Genomic DNA, 21,886 nt, shown 5'->3' with positions numbered 1-21,886 from the left:
CCAGAAGAGCGCGCCGTAGCCGAGAAAATCGGCGTCTTCTTCCCCAACCAGCAGGATCGTGGCACCCACGTCAACATCAGCGGGGCCGGCATTCTGAAAACAGCTCCCAACAAAGACGCGGCCATCCAATTTTTGGAGTTTCTCTCCGGGCCAGAGGCGCAGGCCATTTTTGCCCAGAGCAACAATGAGTACCCGGTACTGCCCGGGGCTGAGATCGACTCGTTGGTGGCCAGCTTTGGCACCTTTAAGGAAGATACGATCAACGCCGCCAGCATTGGCCGCGTCACCCCTGATGCCCTAAAGGTAATGGATCGGGCCGGTTGGAAGTAGATCAGGCCTCCAGGACAGGCCCTGAGTGCAGCCTTTCATTGCTTGACGCCGTGAACGTTAAGCAGCTTGACGGTTCTTGGCCAAGCGTCGATACTCTAGGAGGGCGTTGCTTCCGTTCGAGGCCGCTCAGGCGTCCTGTCTTTCTTTTTCAAAAGCTTCTGGAGGTTTGCCAAATGAAACAACTGCGAACAGCAGGCTTGTTCTTGCTCCTGCTTTCTTTAACTTCTTTCTACACCAATAGCCCGGCAAAGGCAATTGAAAACCTTCCCGAAAAGGCTCCTGTTCCAAAGCGGGATCTGCTTTTGACCACAGAAAACGGCGTCAAAATCTACAATGGTGGGTTTGGCTCTGGCCTTGCCTTTGATGGCCAATATTTTTATGTGCTCACCGATCGCGGTCCCAATATTGATGGAGCTGAGTCAAACGACAAGATTTTCCCTAAGCCAGACTTTACCCCTCAAGTTGCCAGATTGTCTTTGGACGGCAAGGGCTTCAAGTTGGACAGGGTCATCCTGCTGCAAGACGAGACAGGCAAAAATCTCACCGGGATCCCCAATCCATCTGACTCGGGGGGAACGGGAGAGAATGCCTACGATCTCAGCGGCAAGCAGCTTGCGCCGGATCCCAAAGGTATCGATCCAGAGGGGATCGCGGTGGCCAAAGATGGAAGCTTTTGGGTTGCCGACGAATACGGACCTCACTTGATCCATTTTGATTCCAATGGCAAGGCCATCGAGTGGCTAAATCCTTTTGGAAGTGGAGTTGGCGGCAAAAAGCTTCCAGAAGTTTACAAAAATCGGCGCCCCAATCGCGGCATGGAGGGGCTAACTCTGACGCCCGATCAGAAATACTTGGTCGGCATCATGCAGTCTCCGCTTTTGAACCCCAACAAAGATGTTCAAAAGACCGCAACTGTTTGCAGGATACTCTTCTATGAACTGGCCACGGGCAAGTTCAAAGAATACCTCTATCCTTTAGAGGGAACTGGCACCGCTGTTAGCGAAATTGTCGCCATTACCGACACAACCTTCCTGGTTCTCGAACGGGATGGCAAAACGCCGGGAGAGGACAAAGAGGTTACGAAGAAGATCTACAAAATCGATACTGCCGCTGCCACGGATGTCTTTGATCCTGGTCCAAATGGCCTGCTGGTTAACGGCAAGACTCTGGAGCAGTTAACCCAAGAGGAAATCATTGCAGCGGGGATCAAGCCCGTTTCCAAAGAAGAAGTATTTGACATTATGTCGATCCCCAATTATCCCCACGACAAGCCCGAGGGGTTGGCCATTCTCAACTCAACTACCCTAGCGATAGTTAACGACGACGACTTTGGCATCGTCTCGGAAAAGGGCGCGGCTCAAGAAAAAACTATGCCTTACCTTGGTAACAAGCAAGACGAGAACATCGTTTATTTCGTTAAGCTGCCCAAGAGCTTGTTTTGAGAGAAAACTTGGTTGGGGATCCCTGGAGGATCCCCTTTTCTTCCCCAGGAGTTGCTCAAGAGGTAGCTCCCGCCTGTTGAGATGGACAAAGAGATGAGGTTGAAGTTGTTGAGCAAATCTCTGCCGGGAAGTGGCTTCTTTCCTCTGAACGGCTGGGCGCTTCTGACTCTGACCCTCAGCGGTCTCATTCTCGTTCCTGTCCTTACGGTGTTGCTCAGCCTTTTTGCGGACGAGCGGCAGGTTTGGGAGCACCTGGCCGATACGGTCTTGGGGCTTTATGTGCGCAATAGCCTGGTGATGATGGCAGGGGTGGCGGCGGGGGTCATCCTGGTGGGCAGTGGCACTGCCTGGCTGGTGACCATGTGTCAGTTTTGGGGGCGGGCCTGGCTGGAATGGATGCTGGTGTTGCCCTTGGCGGCCCCCACCTATGTGTTGGCCTACGCCTACACCGATTTTTTGCAGGTAACCGGCGGTTTCCAGATCTGGCTGCGGCGGATTACGGGTTGGGGGATCGGCGACTACTGGTTCCCTAACATTCGCTCGTTGTGGGGGGCGATCCTGCTGCTGATCCTCACCCTCTATCCCTATGTTTACCTCTCGGCCCGGTTGGCCTTTCAGGAGCAATCGGTGGCCTGCTTAGAGGTAAGCCGCTCCTTGGGCTACGGGCCTTGGGCCAGCTTTTTCAAGGTGGCTTTGCCGCTGGCCCGACCGGGGATCGTGGCCGGCTGTCTGCTGGCCTTGATGGAAACCCTCAACGATTTCGGCACCGTCAGCTATTTCGGGGTAGATACCTTTACAACCGGCATCTACCGCACCTGGACGGCCCTGGGCAATCCGGTGGCGGCGGCTCAGCTTTCGGCGCTGCTGTTGCTGCTGGTGTTGCTGCTGATAACGATGGAGCAGGTCTCCCGCCGGCGGGCGCGCTACTATCGCCAAGGGTTCAAACCCACCCCAACCCGTTACCGCCTACAAGGGATCCGGGCGGTGGGGGCTTGGCTAGCCTGTGGGATCCCAATTGGGCTGGGCTTCGTCGTTCCGGCCTTGATCCTGCTCCGCATGACCCTGCGCCAGGGGGAGTTGGGTCGCCGCTTTTGGAGCTACGCCCAGAACAGCTTTTGGCTATCCACCATCACGGCTGTCATTGCCGTTTCCGTGTCGGTGGTGGTGCTGTACGGGCTGCGCATGCAGGGGCTAGGACGGGCGGGATCCCCGTGGGGCCTGCGGCTGGCGGTGCAGTTGTCTTCTCTGGGCTATGCGCTGCCTGGGGTGGTGATTGCAGTGGGGGTTCTGATTCCCCTAGGGTGGTTGGATCAACTGCTGAGCTACCTGCGGCAGGTGGTGCTGCAACAGCCACCCGGCCTGGTGATCGGCGGTACCCTCACGGCTTTGGTGTTCGGCTACCTGGTGCGGTTTTTGGCCGTGGCTTTGGCCACCGTCGAGGCCACGCTGCTGCGCATTCCCCCCAGTTTGGATGAGGCAGCCCGCAGCCTGGGACAGGGATCCCTGGGCACCCTGTGGCAGGTGCATTTGCCCTTGATGAGGGGTGGCCTCTTGGGGGCCATGCTGCTGGTATTTGTGGATGTGATGAAGGAGCTGCCGGCCACGATGGTGCTGCGGCCCTTCAACTTCGACACCTTGGCGGTGCAGACCTACCGTTTGGCAGCCGATGAGCGTCTCGCGGAAGCAGGGGCACCGGCCTTGGCCATTGTCTTGGTGGGGATCTTGCCGGTGATTCTGCTCAACTCCCAGATGGCGCGGCAACGCAACCTCGGCTCCTCAGGGGATCCCCTCTGAGAAGTCTACAGGGCTTCTGCTCCGGCCACCACCTCCAGGATCTCCTGAGTAATGGCCGCCTGGCGAGCTTTGTTGTAGGCAAGACCCAGCGTGCGGATAAGCTCGCTGGCATTGTCGCTGGCGTTGTTCATGGCCGTCATGCGAGCTGCCAATTCGCTGGCCGCCGCCTCCTGCAAAGCCCGCAGCAACTGGTTGTTCAAGTACAGCGGCAGCAGTGCATCCAAAATCTGCACGGGATCCTGCTCAAAGATCATGTCCTGAGGTGGGGCCGAGACCGCTGCGATGACTTTGCTGCGCTCGACAGTAAACTCTCCGCCCCGCACCAAAAGACGAAAAATTTCGTCGTCTTGAGTGGCCAACCGCGACGGATCGAGGGGCAACAGGGATTGCACCACCGGACGGGAGCTGATCAAAGAGACAAAGCGGGTATAGAGCAGCTCTACCTTGTCCACCTTCTCCGACAAGAAGGCCGAGAGGAGCTGATCCCCAATCTGGGCAGCCTCAGCCGCCGTGGGGATCTGCGACAAATTCACGTAGGTCTTGGCGATGGGAGCGGAGCGCCGCTGGAAATACTGCACCGCCTTGCGGCCCACCAGGTAAAGCTGCACCTGCTGCCCTGTCTCCTGCAGCTCGCGAACCCGCTCCTCGGTGCGCTTAATCACGTTGGCGTTGTAGGCTCCGCACAAGCCCCGATCCCCGGCCACCACCAACAGCCCCACCGTCTGGATGGGCCGCTGCTTCAGCAGAGGCAAGTTGACATCCTCCAGTCGCAGCCGCGTCTGCAGTCGATAGAAAACCTGGGCCAGCCGGTCGGCGAAGGGACGGGTGGCCATCACTTGCTCTTGGGCGCGCCGCACCCGAGCTGCTGCCACCAGCCGCATGGCCTCCGTAATTTTGCGGGTGTTTTTCACCGCCTTGATGCGATCGCGGATGCGCTTGAGGTTTGCCATAACCTACTCCCTCTATTTTGGTGGTCGACAGGGATCCGGGCCAGGAGAGATCCGCGTCACCCTAGGCCGCCTTGGCCACGAAGCTCTGCTTGAACTCTGTGATGGCCGTTTTCAGGATTTCTTCTGCCTCGTCGGTGAGTTGCTTGGTGGAGAGGACGATCTCGCCATACTTGGGATGGGTGGTGCCCAGGTAAGCCAAAAGGCCCTGTTTGAAGCTGGAGACCTTCTCCACCGGAATGTCATCCAAATAGCCTCGCGTCCCCGCATAGATAATGGCCACCTGCTGATCCAGAGACAGGGGAGAGTACTGTGGCTGCTTCAGCAACTCCTGCAGCCGTTGGCCGCGGGCCAGTTGCTTTTGGGTAGCCTCATCCAGGTCAGAGGCAAATTGGGCAAAGGCCTCCAGATCGCGGTATTGCGCCAGTTCCACCTTGATGGAGCCAGCCACCTTTTTCATCGCCTTGGTCTGAGCTGCCGAGCCGACGCGGCTGACGGAAATCCCGACGTTGATGGCCGGGCGGATGCCAGCGTTGAACAGATCCGATTCCAAGAAGATCTGCCCATCGGTGATGGAGATAACATTGGTGGGAATGTAGGCCGACACGTCATTGGCCTGGGTTTCCACGATCGGCAGTGCCGTCATGGATCCCTCTCCCAGTTGGCTGCTCAGCTTGGCGGCTCGCTCCAATAGCCGCGAGTGCAGGTAGAACACATCCCCAGGATAGGCTTCCCGACCGGGTGGACGGCGCAGCAGCAGCGACATTTGCCGATAAGCCACCGCCTGCTTGGAGAGGTCGTCATAGACCACCAGGGTGTGTTTGCCCTGGTACATGAAGTATTCAGCAATGGTGGCGCCACAGTAGGGGGCCAGCCACTGCAACGGGGCCGGGCTATCGGCGCCGGCAGCCACCACAATGCTGTAGTCCATAGCCCCTCGCTCGGTCAGGATGCCCACCACCTGGGCGATGGTGCTCTGCTTCTGACCAATGGCCACGTAAATGCAGATCACATCCTGCCCTTTTTGGTTCAGGATTGTGTCCACAGCAACGGTGGTCTTGCCGGTTTGGCGGTCGCCGATGATCAGTTCCCGCTGCCCCCGCCCGATGGGGATCAGGGCATCGATGGCGGTAATGCCGGTTTGCAGGGGCTCGTACACAGAGCGGCGATCGACAATGCCAGGTGCCGGAGATTCGATCAGGCGAGACTCCGTACACTGGATCGGGCCTTTGCCGTCGAGGGGGTTGCACAGGGGATCCACCACGCGGCCCAAGAGGGCTTCCCCCACCGGGATGCTGGCAATCTTGCCCGTGGATTTGACGGTGGATCCCTCTTGGATATTCCGCCCGGAGCCGATCAGCACGGCACCGATGTTGTCTTCTTCCAGGTTGAGGGCAATACCGGTGGTGCCATCCTCAAATTCCAGCAGCTCGCTGGCCATCACCTTATCCAAACCGTAGATGCGGGCAATGCCATCCCCCACCTGCAGAACTGTCCCCACATTGGAGACCTGCATCTCCTGGTTGTACTGCTCAATCTGCTGTTTGATGATGGTGCTAATCTCGTCTGGGCGAATGGTAGGCATAGCAGTCCTCTCAAGTAATGGGAAGGGATCCTCAAAAACCAACTTAGGCCAACTGCAAGGCAAGCCGGCGCAACTGTCCACGCAAGCTGAGGTCGATCACCTGGGATCCGATCTTGATGACCACCCCTCCCAGCAGCTCCGGATCCTGAGTGGCTTGCAACTCCACACCGCTGGCCTGGGTGAAGTCCATCACCCGCTCGCGAATTGACTGCTGCTGAGCTTCCGTCAAGGGTATCGCCGTCGTCACCTCGGCCAGGACAATGTTCTGGAGCTTCCGCTGCAGATCCAAAAAGCGCCGGCAGACAGCCCCGAGAAACATGATACGGCGGCGGTCGGTCAACAACTTCAGCGCATTCAGCAGCAGAGGGTGGATCTGATCGGCAAATACTTGCTGCAGCAGGTTCTTTTTGGCCTCAGCCTTGATCACCGGGTTGGCGAGAAACTGGCCCAGCTCCGGCGTAGCCCGCAAAACCTCGGCAATAAAGCGCATATCGGCGGCAAAAGTGTCCAGCAATCCCTGGCCTGACCCAAGAGCAATGAGAGCCTCGGCATAGGGATCCACCACCTTCTCAGCCATTGTGCTGCTGATCATACCTTTCTCCTCCTTGAGAGTTAGCGGGCAATCATTTGGATCCCTTTCTCGATCAGGCTGCGGTGGGTCTCTTCGTTGAGGTGCTGCGGCAGCTCCTGCTCCACCTTGCTCAGGGCTTGGCGAACGATCTGCCGACGCAACTCCTGAAAAACCCGCTCCTGCTCGCTAGACAACTCTTTCTCAGCATTGGCCCGCAGCCGCTCCACTTCCCGCTCCGCCTGCTCCAACAACTCTTGCCGACGGGCTTCGGCGTTGGCTTCCGCCTGCTTGCGGATACGTTCAGCCTCCTGCTGAGCCTGGGCCAGCTTTTGCTGCTCCTCCGCCAGCCTCTCGATGGCTTCCTGTTTGCGCTGCTCCGCTTGCCGCAGTTCTTCTAGGATCCCCTCCCGCCGCTTGGCCAGGGCTTCTCCCACCACTTTGCGACCAAAGATAAACAGCAAGGTGAGAATGATCGCGATGTTGATCAGGTTGCTCTCGAGAATCTTGGCCAAGAGATCCCCCTCTCCTGCCTTGGCTTCTGGGAGTAGCTCCGTGGTCTCGGCCACAGCCAAGATCCAACCGGCCACCCAACTCCACACAGGCATCGCAAGCTCCTCCAAAAGTACTTCCAACCAGCGATCTAACGAGCACTGCCCAACAGTTTCTGGGTAATCTGGGCGGCAATGGCATCCACCTGCTGCTGCAGCTGTTCGAGGGCTGCCTGCTTCTCTTGCTCGACCTGTAGCCGCGCCGCCTCCAGCTTCTGCTGGATCTCTGCCTGCACAGCAGCCAGTTTCTCGGAACGAATGCGAGCAGCTGCAGCCTCTGCCTCAGCGATCACCTGCTGGGCTTGCAAGCGGGCCTGGCTGATCTCAGACTCATACTGTCGGGTCAACGACACCGCCTTGTCCAACCGCTCTTGGGCTTCCGCTTGAGTGGTGCGGATGTAGTCGCTGCGGCTGTCGATAGCCCGCGTAACCGGCTCATAGAAGAGGGAGTTGAGCACTGCCACCAACAGCAAAAACTGAATGGCAATCAGGGGCAGGGTGGCATCCAGATCGAAAAGACCACCTTTTTCAGCCGCTTCAACAGCCAACAAGGTTGGAAAGAACATGACGTTGCAACCCCAACAGGAACTGAGTCTGAGATGGAGCTGGGTGAGGGGGCGGGCGGATGGGTAAATCAATGCAGTCCGCCCCCGATGAGAGTTAAGCAAAGGGGTTGGCGAACAAAAGCACCAGCGCCACCACCAAGCCGTAGATGGTCAAAGCTTCCATGAAAGCCAAGCTGACCAGCAAGTTGCCGCGGATCTTATCTTCCGCTTCGGGCTGACGGGCCAGCCCCTCCATGGCGGCAGCGGCAGCATTCCCCTGACCCAGACCGGGACCCAGGGATCCCAGACCAATGGCCAGAGCAGCAGCCAGAACAGAAGCAGCAGAGGTTAACGGATCCATAGTGAGATGCTCCTTGGTGATTGACACAACAACAACGTCTCTTGAGCTTCAGAGGTGATCGGGTCTGATACACTACAGCCTCAAATCACTCCCTTGTCGGCGGCTTTCAGAACCAATCTGTCAGCCCCAACAAACCTTACCAAAAGAAGGGATCCCTTGCGCTGACCCATTTGAGATGATCCTCCCGAAAAGGTTCAAGATGGATCGACCGACCAGCGGGATCAATCGTGGTGATCCCCTCCTCCATGACCTTCCAGCGCCTCTCCAATGTAAGCTGCCGAGAGGGTTGAGAAGATCAAAGCCTGAATCGCCCCCGTAAACAGAAACAAAATCATCACCGGCACTGGGATAAACAGAGGCACCAGCAACACCAACACCGCTATCACCAGCTCTTCGGCCAGGATGTTGCCGAACAGACGGAAACTCAGGGAGAGGGGCTTGGTGAAATCTTCTAAAACATTGATGGGCAGCAGAATCGGGGTAGGCTCAATGTATTTTTTGAAGTAAGACAGCCCCCGCTTGCTGATGCCGGCCACGAAATACATGATGCTGGTGAGCAGCGCCAACCCGGCAGTGGTGTTGATGTCGTTGGTGGGGGAGGCCAACTCCCCTTCCGGCAGGGGAATTAACTTCCAGGGGAAGAGGTTGCCCATCCAGTTGGAGACGAAGATGAACAGGAACAAGGTGCCGACATAGGGTACCCAGGGCCGGAAGTTTTTCTCGCCAATCTGGGCACGGGCAATGCTCTGCACAAATTCCAGGGCATACTCGACAAAGTTTTGCAGACCAGCCGGCTCCCGCTGCAGTTGACGGGTGCCCAAGATAACCACCGTCAAGATCAGGGCAATGGCGATCCAGCTGGCGATCAAAACCTGCCCGTGAACCGTGAATTTGCCCAGGTGCCAGTAAAGGTGATGGCCGACCTCGAGTTCTGCCAAAAGAGGAGGAGAGGAGAAGGACAGGTTCATGGGCATCACACAGAAGAAGATGAACGGGTCAAGGTCTGGACAAGATGAATGAGCAGGGTGACCTTGTAGGTCATGAACCCCAGGAAAATGGGCAATATCTGTAAAGACTTCACCTGAGTGGCTAAAACGATCAGCCCGACAAACAGAGCCAAACGCGTCACCCCCAAACGGTTGCGGCTTTTGCCCAGCTCCGCTACGCCGCGGCCCAGCATGCGCAGATAAACCACGCCAACAACCGCCCCCAGCAAGTAGTTGGCAGCTACCCCCAGAGAGTAAACCAGGGCCACTCCCACGGCAATGGCCAGACTTACCCCCAAGGTAACCAGCACCAGCCATAGCTGCAGCGCTTCATAGCTCCCGCTGCCAGCAACTGCTGCCCCCCTAGCTCCACCCTTCACCTTCCTCGCCAAATCGGGCTTCCCCAGGGCAAGGGGTGGCTCTGACGCAACTGGATCCCCTGTCTCTTCCTCCCGCTTCGGAGAAGGAGGTGCATTCTCCAAGGGAGGCAGTGGTCTGGGCTTCCACTGGGTCGCCTTCCAACGGGTAGAACTGTGAGAGAGGAGTCTGGAAGAACGGGCCATGGTTTCGAGGTCATGCCTCTCAAGGTTTGACCTTAACCCAAGATAACACGATTAAGTAACAATACTTAATGAGATTAAGTTGGGCCAAGGTCTGAAGGAGACTCCGCTGGTCGCTCAGACAGGCAGCTGGCCTTCCGAACGACAGGGATACTCCTCTGAGGAGCTAGCTAAGAATCTACCACTTTCGGGGATCGGTAGCGGCAAAATGGAAAACTTTCTGAAAGCTGTCTGGTGTAAAGTTTTGCTGGGGATGGTCAGCAGGCGTTAACATTCCGTAACTCTCTGTGTCCCGTCCTGGATCCCCCAGGTTTCATATACTAATACTAATAAGGGGCAGGAGTGGCAGAGGGTGAGGATGACTCCCCAGAGTTGGCTGGTGGATGCAATCTGGCTGGACTACCGCTTGGCAGTGGCGCTGACGGTGGTGATGCCATTGCTGCTGCTGATTTGGGCTTTTGCGGTGGGGTTGCGGCCCTTGATTCAGCTATTGATCGTTTATTGGCGGGTATCGAGCCTCTTGGCGGTGACGGTGTACCTGATGATTGGGGGCCTGCCCGTCAGCTTTCTCAGTGGAGCAATGGCGCGGCTGTTGATCTTGGTTTGTCTTTGGTTTTGGCGGGACTGGAGTGCTGCTCTCGAGCAGTCGAGAACCTGGGCGGCGCGAGCCTTTTTGCTCTGGCGGTGGGGCCTGACTGGTTATATGGGGGCCGGGATCCTCTTTTCGGGGGCCTTTGTGCCCTGTGCTTTCCGCACTTCTCTGCCAGAGGAGTGCCGGGCTTGGTTTGGGCCACCGCTGGGGTTTCGGGAGATCTTCCATCCCAATGTATCGCCGGAGCTGCTGGGGAGCGTGGGGGCCTGGGGGCTGGTGGCCTACCTGCTCTACAGCCTCTACTTTGTCTGGCGGCTGCGACCCGGAACTGATAAGGGGGAACTGGAAGCATGAGGGCCCTGCCTTGGCCCTTGGCCTTGGAGCGCTATAGCCAAGACCACCCGCAAGAGGTGCTGCGGGTGGAGGTGGAAAGCGAGGGAGAGTCTGATCTGGTGCTGATCTACCGCGGCTACAGCAGCTCCTTGCGCCGACCCACTCCCCCCGATCCCGAAGCGGCGGTGATCCCTCCCCAGGCCCGCTTTTTGCAGTTGGAGCGCTTGGCTGCCCCCTATCACCCCGATCGCTCACGGGTTCTGGCTGTCTATCGCAACTGGGGAGAGCTAACAGCATGGCTGGCCCAAGAAGGGATCCCAGTGACGGAGTAAGGGATCCCTGGCACCTACCGCCCCACAGGACTGGGTTGCCGCTGGAGGATGGTGTATTCTGCCGGCTGCAAAAGCGAACGTCCTGTCATTTCGGGGGGCTGAGGCAGGCCCAAGATCTCCAGCAGAGTGGGGGCCACATCAGCCAAAGTGCCGTTGGAGCGCAACTTGACATCGCCGCCACAGCCGGGGATTTTGCGCCTTTCCCCCTCCACCAGAATGCAGGGAACGGGGTTGGTGGTGTGGGCCGTCCAGGGGTTGCCGTTCTCATCCCACATCAGCTCTGCATTGCCATGATCCGCCAGGATCAAAGTGGTGCCTCCCGCATCTACCACTGCCGCCAGCAGCCGGCCCAAACAGCGATCCACCGTTTCCAGGGCGCGGATGGTGGCTTCGTAGTTGCCAGTGTGACCTACCATGTCGGGGTTGGCATAGTTGAGCACCACCAGGCTGTATTCGCGGCGGGCGATGGCCTCTATCGCCTTGTCGGTCACTTCCACTGCCGACATCTCCGGCGCCTGGTCGTAGGTGGTCACCAGCGGGCTTTGCACCAGGATGCGATCTTCGCCGGGGAAGGGCTGCTCGATGCCGCCGTTGAAGAAGTAGGTGACATGGGCGTATTTTTCCGTCTCAGCAATGCGCAATTGCTTGAGGCCGGCCTCGCTCACCACTTGGCCCAGCAGGTGATCCAGGTTCTGGGGCTTGAACAGCACCTGCACCGGCAGATCCGCCTCGTACTGAGTCATGGTGATGAAGGTGAGATCCGGCAGCAAGGGGCGCTGAAAGCCTGAGAAATCTGGGCAGACAAAGGCTTGGGTAAGTTGGCGGGCGCGATCTGGGCGGAAGTTGAAGAAAAGCACCGCATCTCCCGGCTGCACAGCCCCCGGAGCCAGGCGGGTGGGCGGGATGAACTCATCTGTGAGATCCTGGGCATAGAAAGCTTCCATCACCTCCGCGGCGCTTTGTCCACGGCCAGGGCCGTCTTGGGTCATGATCTCGTAGGCCTTTTGGGTGCGCTCCCAACGGCGATCCCGATCCATGGCGTAGTAGCGTCCGCTCAGGGTGGCGATGACGCCATTGCCCAGCCATTGCAGCTCTTTTTCCAGGGCGGCCAGAACCCTGGCACCATCGCGGGGCAAGGTGTCGCGGCCATCGGTGATGGCGTGGACATAGGCCGGAATCTCAGCCTGGGCCGCCAGCTTGAGCAACCCATAGAGATGGTCGATGTGGGAGTGAACCCCCCCCTCGGAGCAAAGGCCAACGAAGTGAAAACGGCCCCCTCGCTCTCTGAGCTGGCGACAAACTTGCATCAACAAGGGATCCTGGAAGAGGGATCCTGTCTCTATCGCGTCGCTGATGCGCACCAATTCCTGCGGCACCACCCGCCCTGCCCCCAAGGTCAGGTGCCCGACTTCAGAGTTGCCCATCTGTCCTGCCGGCAGGCCCACGGCCCGACCCGAAGCTTGCAGCAGGGTGTGGGGATAGGCAGCCCAAAGGCTATCCAGGACAGGGGTTTCCGCAGCCAGCACCGCGTTGCCATCGAGAGCATCCCGATAACCCCAGCCATCCAGGATCACCAAAACCACAGGTGCTACCGATTGCGAATCCATGAAATGGCCTCTCGTTTTATTTAAGACATAATACCAGCCCAGGCAACACGATACCGGATCTTACATTTGCGCTCAAGATTTCAGTATTATCAATCTTCTTTTGAGAGGATAAGGAAGTGCCTGCACAGGCAGGATGGAGTCTTTAGAGCCAACTCCTATGGACAACTGTGCTGCGGTCAAGAGTATTTCTGCGGATGGAATTGCAGATGGGATCCTCAGGGGCTGGGCTGCAACCGTTTGCGCAGAGACTCCGAGCGCCGCTTAGCAATGGCATTTCGGGGATCCAACTTCAGGGCAGTTTCGTAAGCTTCCAGGCTTGGGCCATAGAGATTTTTCTTCTCATAGGCATGGGCCAGATTGTTCCAAGCAGTTACATAACCGGGATCCGCAGCCACGGCATCCTTGTAGTAACGGATGGCCAAGTCGTACTGCCCCTGGCTGAAGTAGGCAAAACCGAGGGCGTTGCAGACGGGGGGAATGTTCTCCCCGGCCACTTCTAGGGCTTTTTTGAGCTGGGCAACCGCCTGGTCGTAGAGGCCTTTTTGCAAATAGACGCTGCCCAACTCGTAGTGCTCCTGCGGGGATCCCTTGCCTTTGCTCAGGCGGGGCTGCAGCTCACGGATGACCTTTTCCTGGGCCCGTACCCGCAGCACCTCCCGCAGGACAAAGAAGCCCGCCACGCCGAGGATACTGGCCAGAGCCACCAAATACAGGAGGGGAACGTTAACGCCCATTTTGCTTGATCCACTTGCCTGTGACTGGCCTCGCTGGCGTCACGCCTGCAGGTGAGCCTCGATAAACCAAAGATCTTTGTCAATCTGGCGCGAGATCTCGGTGAACAGGTCTGCTGTGTCGGCATCCCCCAGTTCGGTGGTGCGGTCAATGTTGCGGCGGACGGAAGCTGCATATTGAGCGTAACGGGCTGCCAAAGCCTGCAGGTGATCCCGACCCTCTTCAGCGGCCAGATCGTACTCCGGCAAGGTGGAGGTTTGGGCAACGATGCGAGCCGTGCCGCGGGCGATGCCCCCCAGCGCCGTAACCCGTTCCGCCAGCATGTCCACGTAGTTTTCCAGGGTGCTGGCAAAAGTGTCGAACATCTCGTGCAAGGCGATGAAGTGCATGCCTTTAACGTTCCAGTGGGCCTGTTTCACCTGCGTCTTCAGATCCAACGTGTCTGCCAAGGACTGGTTGAGCAGCTCCACCAGTTGCGCGCGAGCCTCTGCCGGCAAGTCGATCCGGGTGGGGTACAAACGGGTTTTCTCGGCGGTAACCATGCCTAATCTCCTAATTGTGTTTCCATTATCGGGGATCCGCTTCGGCTTCCCAACTGAGCCCATAGTAACACAAACTCAAAATGAGTATGAGTTAGGGGGCTACTTACCGATGCAGAAGCGGCTGAAGATCTGATCCAGCACTGATTCCGAGATCTCCTCGCCGGTGATCTGGCCAAGGGCATGTAGGGCGCCCCGCAGGTCGATACTCCAAAAGTCCAGGGGGAGCTGAGCTTGGATGGCCTGCCCCACCTGTTCCAGGCTGGCTTGGGCTTGTCGGAGGGCAGCGGCCTGCCGCTGGTTCAGGCTTATCTCCAGATTGGGCTGGGGACGTCCCTGGGTGACGAGCTGCTCCAGGGCTCTTTCCAGCTCCGGGATCCCTTTCCCTTGAGCGGCAACGGCGGGGACGCGGTGGGCAATCTCGGGGGGGAGAGGGATCCCCTCTGGCGGGGCGAGGTCGGTTTTGTTGATCACCAGGATGAGGGGGCGATGGCGGATCGACTCGTAGATGGCGGCGTCGGCAGCCGTCCAGCCCGCTTGGGCGTCGATGACCAGCACCAGCACATCGGCAGCCTGGGCTAGGCGTTGGGAGCGCTCCACCCCCAGCCGTTCCACCGGATCTTCGGTGGCGCGGATGCCGGCAGTGTCCAGCAGTTGAACGGGGATCCCTTTCACCACCAGGTGGGATTCCACCAAGTCGCGGGTGGTGCCGGGCAGATCGGTGACGATGGCCCGATCCTGTCCTGACCAAGCATTGAGCAGGCTGGACTTGCCCACATTGGGCCTCCCGACAATGGCCACCTTCACCCCGGTGCGCAGCAGTTGTCCCCGTTCTGCCGTGGCCAGCAGGGCTTGCATCTGGGCTTGAATAGCTTGGAGCCGGGCCTGCCAAGCAGCAACGTCCAAGGGGGGCAGATCCTCTTCAAAGTCGAGGCGAGCCTCAATTTCTGCCAACAAACCCAGCAGCTCCTGGCGCAGGGCGCGAATGGATCCCCCTAGCTTGCCCTGTAAGCCCGCCAAGGCCATCCGGGCTGCCTGAGGGGAGCGGGCCGCCACCAGATCGGCCACACTCTCGGCCTGGGTGAGGTCAATGCGGCCATTCAGAAAAGCGCGCAGGCTAAACTCCCCCGGCTGAGCCAGCCGCGCCCCCTGCCGCAGGCATTGTTGCAACGTGGCCTGAACCACCATGATGCCACCGTGGCAATGCAGCTCTGTCACATCTTCGCGGGTGTAAGAACGGGGGGCCTGCATCCAAACGGCCAGCGCTTCGTCTAGGATTTGGCCTTTCTCGTCGCGGATCCAGCCGTAGAGGAGCCGATGGCTCTCCCAGACTGCGTTGCGGCGGGCAGGGGTAAAGATGGCTTGGACAATGGGAAGGGCTCGTGACCCGGAAAGGCGCACAATCCCCACGCTGCCCTGTTCAGGCACCACCGCAGTGGCAATGGCAGCGATCGTATCGGCCAGGGGCGCAGTCGGATCCATCCCAAATAGAGCCCTGAGGGAGTTCGAGCAGCCGTTGGATTACAGCTCGGCATCCACTGGATTACAAATCGACATTCAAGTTAAAAAGCCACGCCCTCAGGCTGAGGGCAAGGTAGCCTGACAGTGGAAACAACGCTCCTCCCGGATTCTTTATGAAGCCGCTACGCACGTTTAAGGTCACTCCCTACCTGCCTACTCCGCTGGAAAGTCTGCGCTTGTTGGCTTACAACCTGCATTTTAGTTGGAACGTAGAAACCCGCAGCCTATTCCGGCGCATGGATCCCGATCTGTGGGATGCCTGTGCCCACAACCCGGTGGCTCTTCTGGGTCGGATCCGGCAGGAACGGCTGGATGAGTTGGCGGAGGATCCCGGCTTTTTGGCCCAGTTGGAACGGGCCAGCCAACAACTGCAGAGCTACCTGCAGGAGGACACTTGGTATCGCAAGTATCGTTCGGCCCAAGCGGTGGAAGGGGAGTGCTACGCCTATTTTTCGGCAGAGTTTGGTTTGGCGGATTGTCTACCCCTCTACTCAGGCGGCTTGGGGGTTTTGGCCGGGGATCACCTCAAGGCGGCCAGCGACCTGGGCTTGCCCCTGGTGGGTGTGGGCTTGCTCTACCAAAAGGGGTATTTCCGCCAGTACCTCAACCCCGACGGCTGGCAGCAGGAACGCTACCCAGTTAACGATTTCTTTAACATGCCCCTGGAGCTGCAGAGAGATGCGGAGGGCCGCGAAATTCGCATTGAGGTGGATTATCCCAACCGCAAGGTGTTCGCCCGCATTTGGAAGGTGACGGTGGGGAGGGTGCCCCTCTATCTTCTGGACACCAACATCGAGCCCAACAGCCAGTACGACCAAGACATCACCGATGAGCTGTACGGTGGCGACCAAGATCTGCGCATCCACCAGGAGATCATGCTGGGGATCGGCGGCGTGCGGGCTTTGCGCGCCCTTGGCATCCATCCCACCGTCTACCACATGAACGAAGGGCACTCGGCCTTTTTGGCAGTAGAGCGGATTCGCCTGTTGATGGTGGAGCAGGGGCTGAGCTTTGAAGAGGCCTGGCAGGTGGCCAAGTCCAGCCAGATGTTTACCACCCACACGCCGGTGCCCGCCGGGATCGACCTATTCCCGCCCGACAAAATCGATTACTACCTCGGCTTCTACTACAGCCAGATGGGCCTGAGCCGGGAGCGCTTTTTGGCTTTGGGACGGGAAAATACCGGCGACTTCCAATCTCCCTTCAGCATGGCAGTGCTGGCCATCAACATGGCCTCTTTTGTCAACGGTGTGAGCAAGCTGCATGGGGCGGTTTCCCGCAAGATGTTCAGCCGGCTGTGGCCTGGGATCCCGCTGGAAGAAGTGCCGATTACTTCCATCACCAACGGGGTACATGTCCGCACCTGGGTGGGGGAGGAGAACCAAGCCCTCTACGACCGCTACCTGGGGCCGGATTGGGCAGAGGCTCCTCCTTCGGATCCCCTCTGGAAAAAGGTGGATCGGATTCCGGATGGGGAATTGTGGCGGGCCCACGAGCGCAGCCGCTCCCGCCTGATTAACTTTACCCGCGAGCGCTTGATGGAACAGCTCCAGAAACGGGCTGCCTCAGCGGCTGAGATCCAACGGGCCTCTGAGGCCCTCAACCCGGAGGTGCTTACCATTGGGTTTGCCCGCCGCTTTGCCACCTACAAGCGGGCCACCCTTTTGTTCCACAACCTGGAACGGCTCAAGGCTTTGCTCAACCATCCTCAGTACCCGATGCAGTTTATCTTTGCCGGCAAGGCCCACCCCCGCGACATACCCGGCAAAGAGCTGATCCGCCAGATCGTGCAGGTGTCGCGGCAGCCGGAGTTTCGCCAGCGCTTGGTTTTCATTGAGGACTACGACATGTATGTCACCAGCTTGATGGTGGCCGGGGTGGATGTGTGGCTGAACAACCCCTTGCGCCCCCGGGAGGCCAGCGGCACCAGTGGCATGAAGGCGGCAGCCAACGGTGGACAGAACCTCAGTATTTTGGACGGCTGGTGGGACGAGGCTGACTATTACCAGACCGGCTGGCCCATTGGCCGCGGTGAGGAGTATGAGGATCGCGCCTATCAAGATGAGGTGGAGTCGAATGCCCTCTACGACCTGCTGGAACAAGAGGTTGCCCCTCTCTTCTACCAGCGCGGCAGCGATGGCCTACCCCATCAGTGGATCCAGCGCATGAAGCAGGCGATTCGCCGCAATTGCCCCCAGTTCAGCACGCAGCGCATGGTGTTGGAGTACGTCCAGCGAGCCTACATTCCTCTCAGCAACTACTTCGACCGCATGCGCCGTGACCACTTCGAGTCGGCCCGCCAATTCGTTCGTTGGCAAAACCACCTGCAGGAGCATTGGTACAACATCCAGGTTCTCAACGTCCAGATCGAAACCCCGAAGAAAGCTGCCGCTGCCGGCCTTGCCTTGGCACAGGATGACCAAGTGGTGATGGCCAGGGATCCCCTCACCGTGACGGTGGAAGTGCGGCTGGGATCCCTGCGACCTCAGGATGTGATCGTGCAAGCTTATCAGGGGCCGGTCAAGGATGATGGCCAGATCCAGAAAGGACAGGCAATCTCCCTGCGCTATGTGGAGACGGTGGAGGATCGGGCCATCTTCTCCGGCCAGATTTGCTATGAGGCCAGCGGCTTGCAAGGGTTGGCCATCCGCCTGCTGCCCTTTCACCCCGACATGCACGATCCCTATGAGCTGCGGTTGATGCTCTGGGCGTGACATACTCCCATCACTGACCCTACGGGTACAGTGTGGGCTTCTCGCTTCATCGGGGAGCCTACGCAAGAACCCTCTGCGAGCAGACACGGGATGTCCCACCGCGTAGCTGCACCAGATTCCGGCAAAGCCGTTTTGTGCAACTACTCTCATCATACACCATGTGGGGGTATCTGTATCCCGACACTGACGCTACGGGTACAGTGCGGGGCTTAGCTACCCCCACACCCCCACAAGCTAAAGGGTTGGGAGGAGCACGGGGATCCCCTTTCTACTCTTGATCCAAGTGAGCTACGGGAGCTTTTTGGGCTTGAGCTGTTCGGCGTTTTTCGCTGCCAAATCGGGCAGAATCAGAGAGAAGCTCGCGAGCAGATTAAAAAAACAGGATACGCTCGTAACAGCGGTGCAGAGCAGTATGTTCAGAGCCCACGACTCTGCCGGTTTGCGCCTTTTGATTGCGGTTGCCCTGTTGCTGGGGAGCATGGCCAGCTGGCGGCAGGATCGTCTTTTGGCAGTGATGGGCCTGGTGGGTGCAGCCGCCATCTCTGCCTTTACCCGTCCGGCCATCTTGGCCTACAACCGTGGTCGAGAACGGTGGCTGAACCGGGATTTGCTGGGGGCTATTGAACAGCTCAGCTTGGCTCTGCAACGGGATCCCTGCCTGGCCAACGCCTACATTTTGCGGGGAGAAGCCTACTTTGCCCTCGGCCAAGTTCCCCAGGCCCTGGAGGATTTCGGCCAGGCGATCCGGTTGGCCCCGCGGCGACCAGAACCCTATTTTTACCGCGGGCTGATTCGTCAATCTCAGGGGGATCTCCAGGGAGCAACGGCGGAGTTTGCTGAACTGGTGCGCCTACACCCCAACGTCCCCCACCACCTCAGCTTGGCCAACCTGCTCGTGCAACAGGGATCCCTGCCTTTGGCCCTAGCCCACCTGGATGAAGCCATCCGCCTGGATCCCACCTCAGCGCTTGCCCATTCCCAGCGGGCCCGTTTACACAGCTACCTGGGCACCTGGGAGGCGGCTTTGTCCGATTGGTCGCAGGCTATTGACTGGGATCCCAGCCCAGCCCACTACTACCAGCGGGGGGTGACCTACGCCTGTGGTGATTACTTTGACGAGGCCATTGCCGACCTCAGCCGCAGCTTAGAAAGAGAACCCCAGCAGCCCAACGTTCTCTACATCAGGGGCAACCTTCTCTATGCGCTGGGGGAGATCAAAGCTGCTTTGGACGACTACGAGCGGGCCTTTCGCCTGGAAGCGGATATGAACCGGATTGACCTCTCCGACGAGTATGGCTTGTACGGACGAGGGCTGGCCTACTGGAATATGGGAGATAAAGCAACAGCTTTTTCGGATTTGCAGGCAGCTTTGCAGGTCAGCCGCCGACATCACAACCTGGCCTTGGAGCAGCGGGTACGCCGGTCTCTGCTGCAACTTAGCAATCCCGACTGGGATCCTGCGCAATCTGCCTAGCGGGATTTGATTGATTGATTTGCAGGTGCCTCCCCTGACGCTGCAACTCCACGACGCTGCCGCTGAGGCCCAGATCCCGAAACGCCTGCAGCCACTGAAACGGTTTTCTGTTCCTGAGGCAGCGGGGGGTTGAGACCGAAGCAGTAGCCGACATTGCGCACTGTGTGGATCAAGCTGGGCTGGCGCGGATCCCGTTCCAGCTTTTTTCGCAACGAGAGGATATGGGTATCGACGGTGCGAGGGTTATCGGTGGAATCCGGCCATGCTCGCTCTAGTAGCTCTAGACGAGAGACGGGATCCCCGTCCGCCTGCACCAGCACCATCAGCAGGCTAAACTCCTGGGGCGTGAGGTCGATCCCTTCCCCAGCCAAGGCGACGCGCCGTTGCACCAGGTCAATTTTGAGATCCCCATACTGCAGAAAGGTGGGAGGAATATGCCGCTGTCGCCGCCGAGCCAAGGCTAGAAGGTGGGCATCCAGCAGTTGCATACTAAAGGGCTTGGTGAGGTAATCGTCCGCTCCTGCTTCTAGGCCGGCGATAATGTCCGCTTCGGATCCCCGGTGGGAGAGTAGCAAAATCAGCAGATCGTACTGGCGATGGGCCCACCGGCACAATTGCAGCCCGCCGCGGTTGGACAGCTCCGCATCCAAAATCAGCAGGTGAATGGGCTGGTGTTGCAGCAGAGTCTTTGCTTGGCGAAGGGTCTCTGCTGCCCAAACTTGGTGTCCGGCCTGTTGCAAATGCCAACACAGCAAGCTGCGCAGATGAGGGTTGCCTTCTGCCAGCAAGATGTGCAAGGGTTGCATGGCTGTTCGGTTGGGATCCCGCCCACATCATAGTGCTCCGCACCGCTACCGCGACAGTGCTCCGCACCGCTACCGCGACAGTGCTCCGCACCGCTACCGCGACAGTGCTATGCCTCCGGCACCCTACCGGGAACCGCACCGCTACCGCGACAGTGCCATGCCTCCGGCACCCTAACGGGAACCGCACCGCTGTCGTTGTAGATAGCGAGTCACCTTGGACTCCGTCCCGCTAGCGCGAACGGGCAATGCTGTTCGCCTAAGGACTCCGTCCCGCTAACGCGATTGGCAGCGCACGGCGTTGTAGACTGACAATCTCTACCAAGACCAAGGTGCTCCGCACTGCTGACGCGATGGCCGATTCTCTCCCCCCCATTTCCGAGCGCAAACAGGATCACCTGGACATTGTTCTGCAGCAGGATGTGGCTGCCAAAGGGATCCGCACCGGCTTTGAGCGGTTTTTCTTTGAGCACGTGGCGCTGCCGGAGCTGCTGTTGTCGGAGATCGACCTGAGCTGCGAATTCTTGGGAAAACGCCTACAGGCACCCCTGCTCATCAGCAGCATGACGGGGGGAACAGAGGCTGCCCATGAGCTAAACCGACAACTGGCCGCCGCCGCCCAACAGTTGGGCATTGCCATGGGGGTGGGATCCCAGCGGGCAGCCTTGGAACATCCAGAGCTAGCCCGGACTTACCAGGTGCGCCAAGTGGCCCCGAATATTCTGCTGCTGGCCAACCTGGGTGCCGTTCAGCTCAACTACGGCTATGGGTTGGAGCAGGCGCGACGGGCGGTGGAGATGATCGAGGCGGATGCGCTGATTCTGCACCTCAATCCTCTCCAGGAGGCGGTTCAGCCCCAAGGGGATCCCGACTGGCGTGGATTGTATGGCCGCATCGAACGGTTGGTGGCGCAGTTACCGGTGCCGGTGGTGGTGAAGGAAGTGGGCAATGGCCTCAGTGCTAAGGTAGCCCAGCGGCTGGCCGAATGCGGTGTGGCGGCCCTAGATGTGGCGGGAGCGGGCGGCACCAGTTGGAGCGAGGTGGAGGCCCATCGCCAAACAGATGCTCTCAAGAAACGCATCGCCCACAGCTTTAGGGATTGGGGGATCCCAACGGCTTTGTCCCTGCTGGAAATTCGTCGCCTGCTGCCGGACTTACCCCTGGTGGCCAGCGGCGGCATCCGCAATGGCATCGACGCGGCCAAAGCTATCCGTCTGGGAGCCGATGTGGTGGGTATGGCCGCCCCCGCTTTACACGCCGTCTCCCAAGGACAGATGCAGGCAGTGGTGGACACCTTTCGCGCCGTGATCGAGGAGCTGCGCATTGTTGCCTTTTGCACTGGATCGGCCAACTTGGCTCGGCTGCGACAAGCTACCCTGCGGCGGCAGGATACTTGGGATCCCTTGCCCTAAACTCCAAGCACTTGCCACAAAGTAAACTACCCGACTCCGACCGCTAAAGCGGTACGGAGCGGGCTTTCAGTAGCCCTGAGCCTGCGCTGCTCTACCAGAGAACAAAACAGGCCCGAACCTCTAGGCTGGTTTACGACAGCCCCCAAGAGCGCAATCAC

Annotated in this window: 22 protein-coding genes and 1 pseudogene; 9 read left to right on the top strand and 14 right to left on the bottom strand. The window is 59.0% G+C overall.

From position 1 onward, the window contains the following. From NW837_RS08055 to NW837_RS08045, 3 genes are all read left to right on the top strand, one after another. Window positions 1-330: extracellular solute-binding protein (locus NW837_RS08055; RefSeq protein ID WP_414330498.1), on the top strand; the 330-nt coding region annotated here is incomplete at its 5' end. A 173-nt stretch (window positions 331-503) separates the two neighbouring features. Further along, window positions 504-1,772: an esterase-like activity of phytase family protein gene (locus NW837_RS08050; RefSeq protein WP_414330496.1), complete on the top strand. Its 1,269-nt coding sequence runs from the start codon at window positions 504-506 to the stop codon at window positions 1,770-1,772. A gap of 93 nt (window positions 1,773-1,865) precedes the next feature. Next, the gene (locus tag NW837_RS08045; protein WP_414330495.1) at window positions 1,866-3,566 is read left to right on the top strand and encodes an ABC transporter permease; all 1,701 of its coding nucleotides are present in this window, start codon (window positions 1,866-1,868) and stop codon (window positions 3,564-3,566) included. A 5-nt stretch (window positions 3,567-3,571) separates the two neighbouring features. Here NW837_RS08045 and NW837_RS08040 read toward each other — a convergent pair whose 3' ends face one another. From NW837_RS08040 to NW837_RS08005, 8 genes are all read right to left on the bottom strand, one after another. Continuing rightward, window positions 3,572-4,516 carry a F0F1 ATP synthase subunit gamma gene (locus NW837_RS08040; RefSeq protein ID WP_414330493.1) on the bottom strand — a complete coding sequence of 315 codons (945 nt, stop codon included), beginning with the start codon at window positions 4,514-4,516 and terminating at the stop codon, window positions 3,572-3,574. A 61-nt stretch (window positions 4,517-4,577) separates the two neighbouring features. Next, window positions 4,578-6,098, bottom strand: a complete 1,521-nt coding sequence (gene atpA / locus NW837_RS08035) for a F0F1 ATP synthase subunit alpha (protein WP_011434218.1) — start codon at window positions 6,096-6,098, stop codon at window positions 4,578-4,580. 43 nt (window positions 6,099-6,141) lie between these two features. Beyond that, the gene (gene atpH, locus NW837_RS08030) at window positions 6,142-6,690 is read right to left on the bottom strand and encodes an ATP synthase F1 subunit delta (RefSeq protein ID WP_414330491.1); all 549 of its coding nucleotides are present in this window, start codon (window positions 6,688-6,690) and stop codon (window positions 6,142-6,144) included. 20 nt (window positions 6,691-6,710) lie between these two features. Beyond that, the gene (locus NW837_RS08025; protein ID WP_414330489.1) at window positions 6,711-7,274 is read right to left on the bottom strand and encodes a F0F1 ATP synthase subunit B; all 564 of its coding nucleotides are present in this window, start codon (window positions 7,272-7,274) and stop codon (window positions 6,711-6,713) included. A 35-nt stretch (window positions 7,275-7,309) separates the two neighbouring features. Next, entirely contained in the window at window positions 7,310-7,783 is a 474-nt protein-coding gene (locus NW837_RS08020; protein WP_414330487.1) for a F0F1 ATP synthase subunit B', read from the bottom strand. Between the two features lie 94 nt (window positions 7,784-7,877). Next, the gene (atpE, locus tag NW837_RS08015; RefSeq protein ID WP_414330485.1) at window positions 7,878-8,123 is read right to left on the bottom strand and encodes an ATP synthase F0 subunit C; all 246 of its coding nucleotides are present in this window, start codon (window positions 8,121-8,123) and stop codon (window positions 7,878-7,880) included. Window positions 8,124-8,344: 221 nt separating this feature from the next. After that, a complete protein-coding gene (gene atpB / locus NW837_RS08010) occupies window positions 8,345-9,091 on the bottom strand; it encodes a F0F1 ATP synthase subunit A (protein WP_414330483.1) in 747 nt (248 codons plus the stop codon). 5 nt (window positions 9,092-9,096) lie between these two features. After that, window positions 9,097-9,501 (bottom strand): hypothetical protein, encoded by a 405-nt coding sequence (locus NW837_RS08005; protein ID WP_238376806.1) that lies wholly within the window; start codon window positions 9,499-9,501, stop codon window positions 9,097-9,099. 526 nt (window positions 9,502-10,027) lie between these two features. Here NW837_RS08005 and NW837_RS08000 point away from each other — a divergent pair. Continuing rightward, window positions 10,028-10,615, top strand: a complete 588-nt coding sequence (locus NW837_RS08000) for a DUF3177 family protein (RefSeq protein WP_011434226.1) — start codon at window positions 10,028-10,030, stop codon at window positions 10,613-10,615. After that, a complete protein-coding gene (locus tag NW837_RS07995) occupies window positions 10,612-10,926 on the top strand; it encodes a hypothetical protein (RefSeq protein ID WP_414330481.1) in 315 nt (104 codons plus the stop codon). Before NW837_RS08000 ends, NW837_RS07995 begins: the two co-directional genes overlap by 4 nt. A 14-nt stretch (window positions 10,927-10,940) precedes the next feature. Here the strand turns inward: NW837_RS07995 and gpmI are convergent, their stop codons facing one another. From gpmI to mnmE, 4 genes are all read right to left on the bottom strand, one after another. Continuing rightward, window positions 10,941-12,533 carry a 2,3-bisphosphoglycerate-independent phosphoglycerate mutase gene (gene gpmI, locus NW837_RS07990; RefSeq protein ID WP_414330479.1) on the bottom strand — a complete coding sequence of 531 codons (1,593 nt, stop codon included), beginning with the start codon at window positions 12,531-12,533 and terminating at the stop codon, window positions 10,941-10,943. Window positions 12,534-12,748: 215 nt separating this feature from the next. Beyond that, a complete protein-coding gene (locus tag NW837_RS07985) occupies window positions 12,749-13,267 on the bottom strand; it encodes a tetratricopeptide repeat protein (RefSeq protein WP_011434229.1) in 519 nt (172 codons plus the stop codon). A 39-nt stretch (window positions 13,268-13,306) separates the two neighbouring features. Beyond that, complete coding sequence (gene dps, locus NW837_RS07980; RefSeq protein ID WP_414330477.1) at window positions 13,307-13,807, bottom strand: DNA starvation/stationary phase protection protein Dps; 501 nt, start codon at window positions 13,805-13,807, stop codon at window positions 13,307-13,309. Window positions 13,808-13,906: 99 nt separating this feature from the next. Further along, window positions 13,907-15,286 carry a tRNA uridine-5-carboxymethylaminomethyl(34) synthesis GTPase MnmE gene (gene mnmE, locus NW837_RS07975; protein WP_414330475.1) on the bottom strand — a complete coding sequence of 460 codons (1,380 nt, stop codon included), beginning with the start codon at window positions 15,284-15,286 and terminating at the stop codon, window positions 13,907-13,909. Window positions 15,287-15,438: 152 nt separating this feature from the next. Here mnmE and glgP point away from each other — a divergent pair, with 152 nt between their 5' ends. Next, window positions 15,439-18,039, top strand: a complete 2,601-nt coding sequence (gene glgP / locus NW837_RS07970) for an alpha-glucan family phosphorylase (RefSeq protein WP_414330473.1) — start codon at window positions 15,439-15,441, stop codon at window positions 18,037-18,039. Window positions 18,040-18,451: 412 nt separating this feature from the next. Beyond that, window positions 18,452-19,513, top strand: a complete 1,062-nt coding sequence (locus NW837_RS07965; RefSeq protein ID WP_414330471.1) for a tetratricopeptide repeat protein — start codon at window positions 18,452-18,454, stop codon at window positions 19,511-19,513. Here NW837_RS07965 and NW837_RS07960 read toward each other — a convergent pair. Continuing rightward, window positions 19,510-20,319, bottom strand: coding sequence for a response regulator transcription factor (locus NW837_RS07960; protein WP_414330468.1), 810 nt, complete (start codon window positions 20,317-20,319; stop codon window positions 19,510-19,512). The two genes, NW837_RS07965 and NW837_RS07960, sit on opposite strands and share 4 nt — an antisense overlap. On the opposite strand from NW837_RS07960, the gene NW837_RS07955 reads away from it, so the two are divergent. Next, on the top strand, window positions 20,318-20,494 hold the full coding sequence (locus NW837_RS07955) for a hypothetical protein (protein ID WP_414330466.1): 177 nt from the start codon (window positions 20,318-20,320) through the stop codon (window positions 20,492-20,494). The genes NW837_RS07960 and NW837_RS07955 overlap by 2 nt on opposite strands. A 175-nt stretch (window positions 20,495-20,669) precedes the next feature. After that, entirely contained in the window at window positions 20,670-21,728 is a 1,059-nt protein-coding gene (gene fni, locus NW837_RS07950; protein ID WP_414330465.1) for a type 2 isopentenyl-diphosphate Delta-isomerase, read from the top strand. A gap of 26 nt (window positions 21,729-21,754) precedes the next feature. Here fni and NW837_RS07945 read toward each other — a convergent pair. Beyond that, window positions 21,755-21,886 (bottom strand): annotated as a pseudogene (locus NW837_RS07945) (RNA-guided endonuclease TnpB family protein); the annotation flags it as partial.

Origin of the sequence: Synechococcus sp. R6-10 (genome assembly GCF_047461815.1) — a bacterium.
Taxonomy (GTDB): domain Bacteria; phylum Cyanobacteriota; class Cyanobacteriia; order Thermostichales; family Thermostichaceae; genus Thermostichus.
Note: the sequence above shows the minus strand (reverse complement) of the source record. Positions and strands in the feature narration are given on the sequence as shown.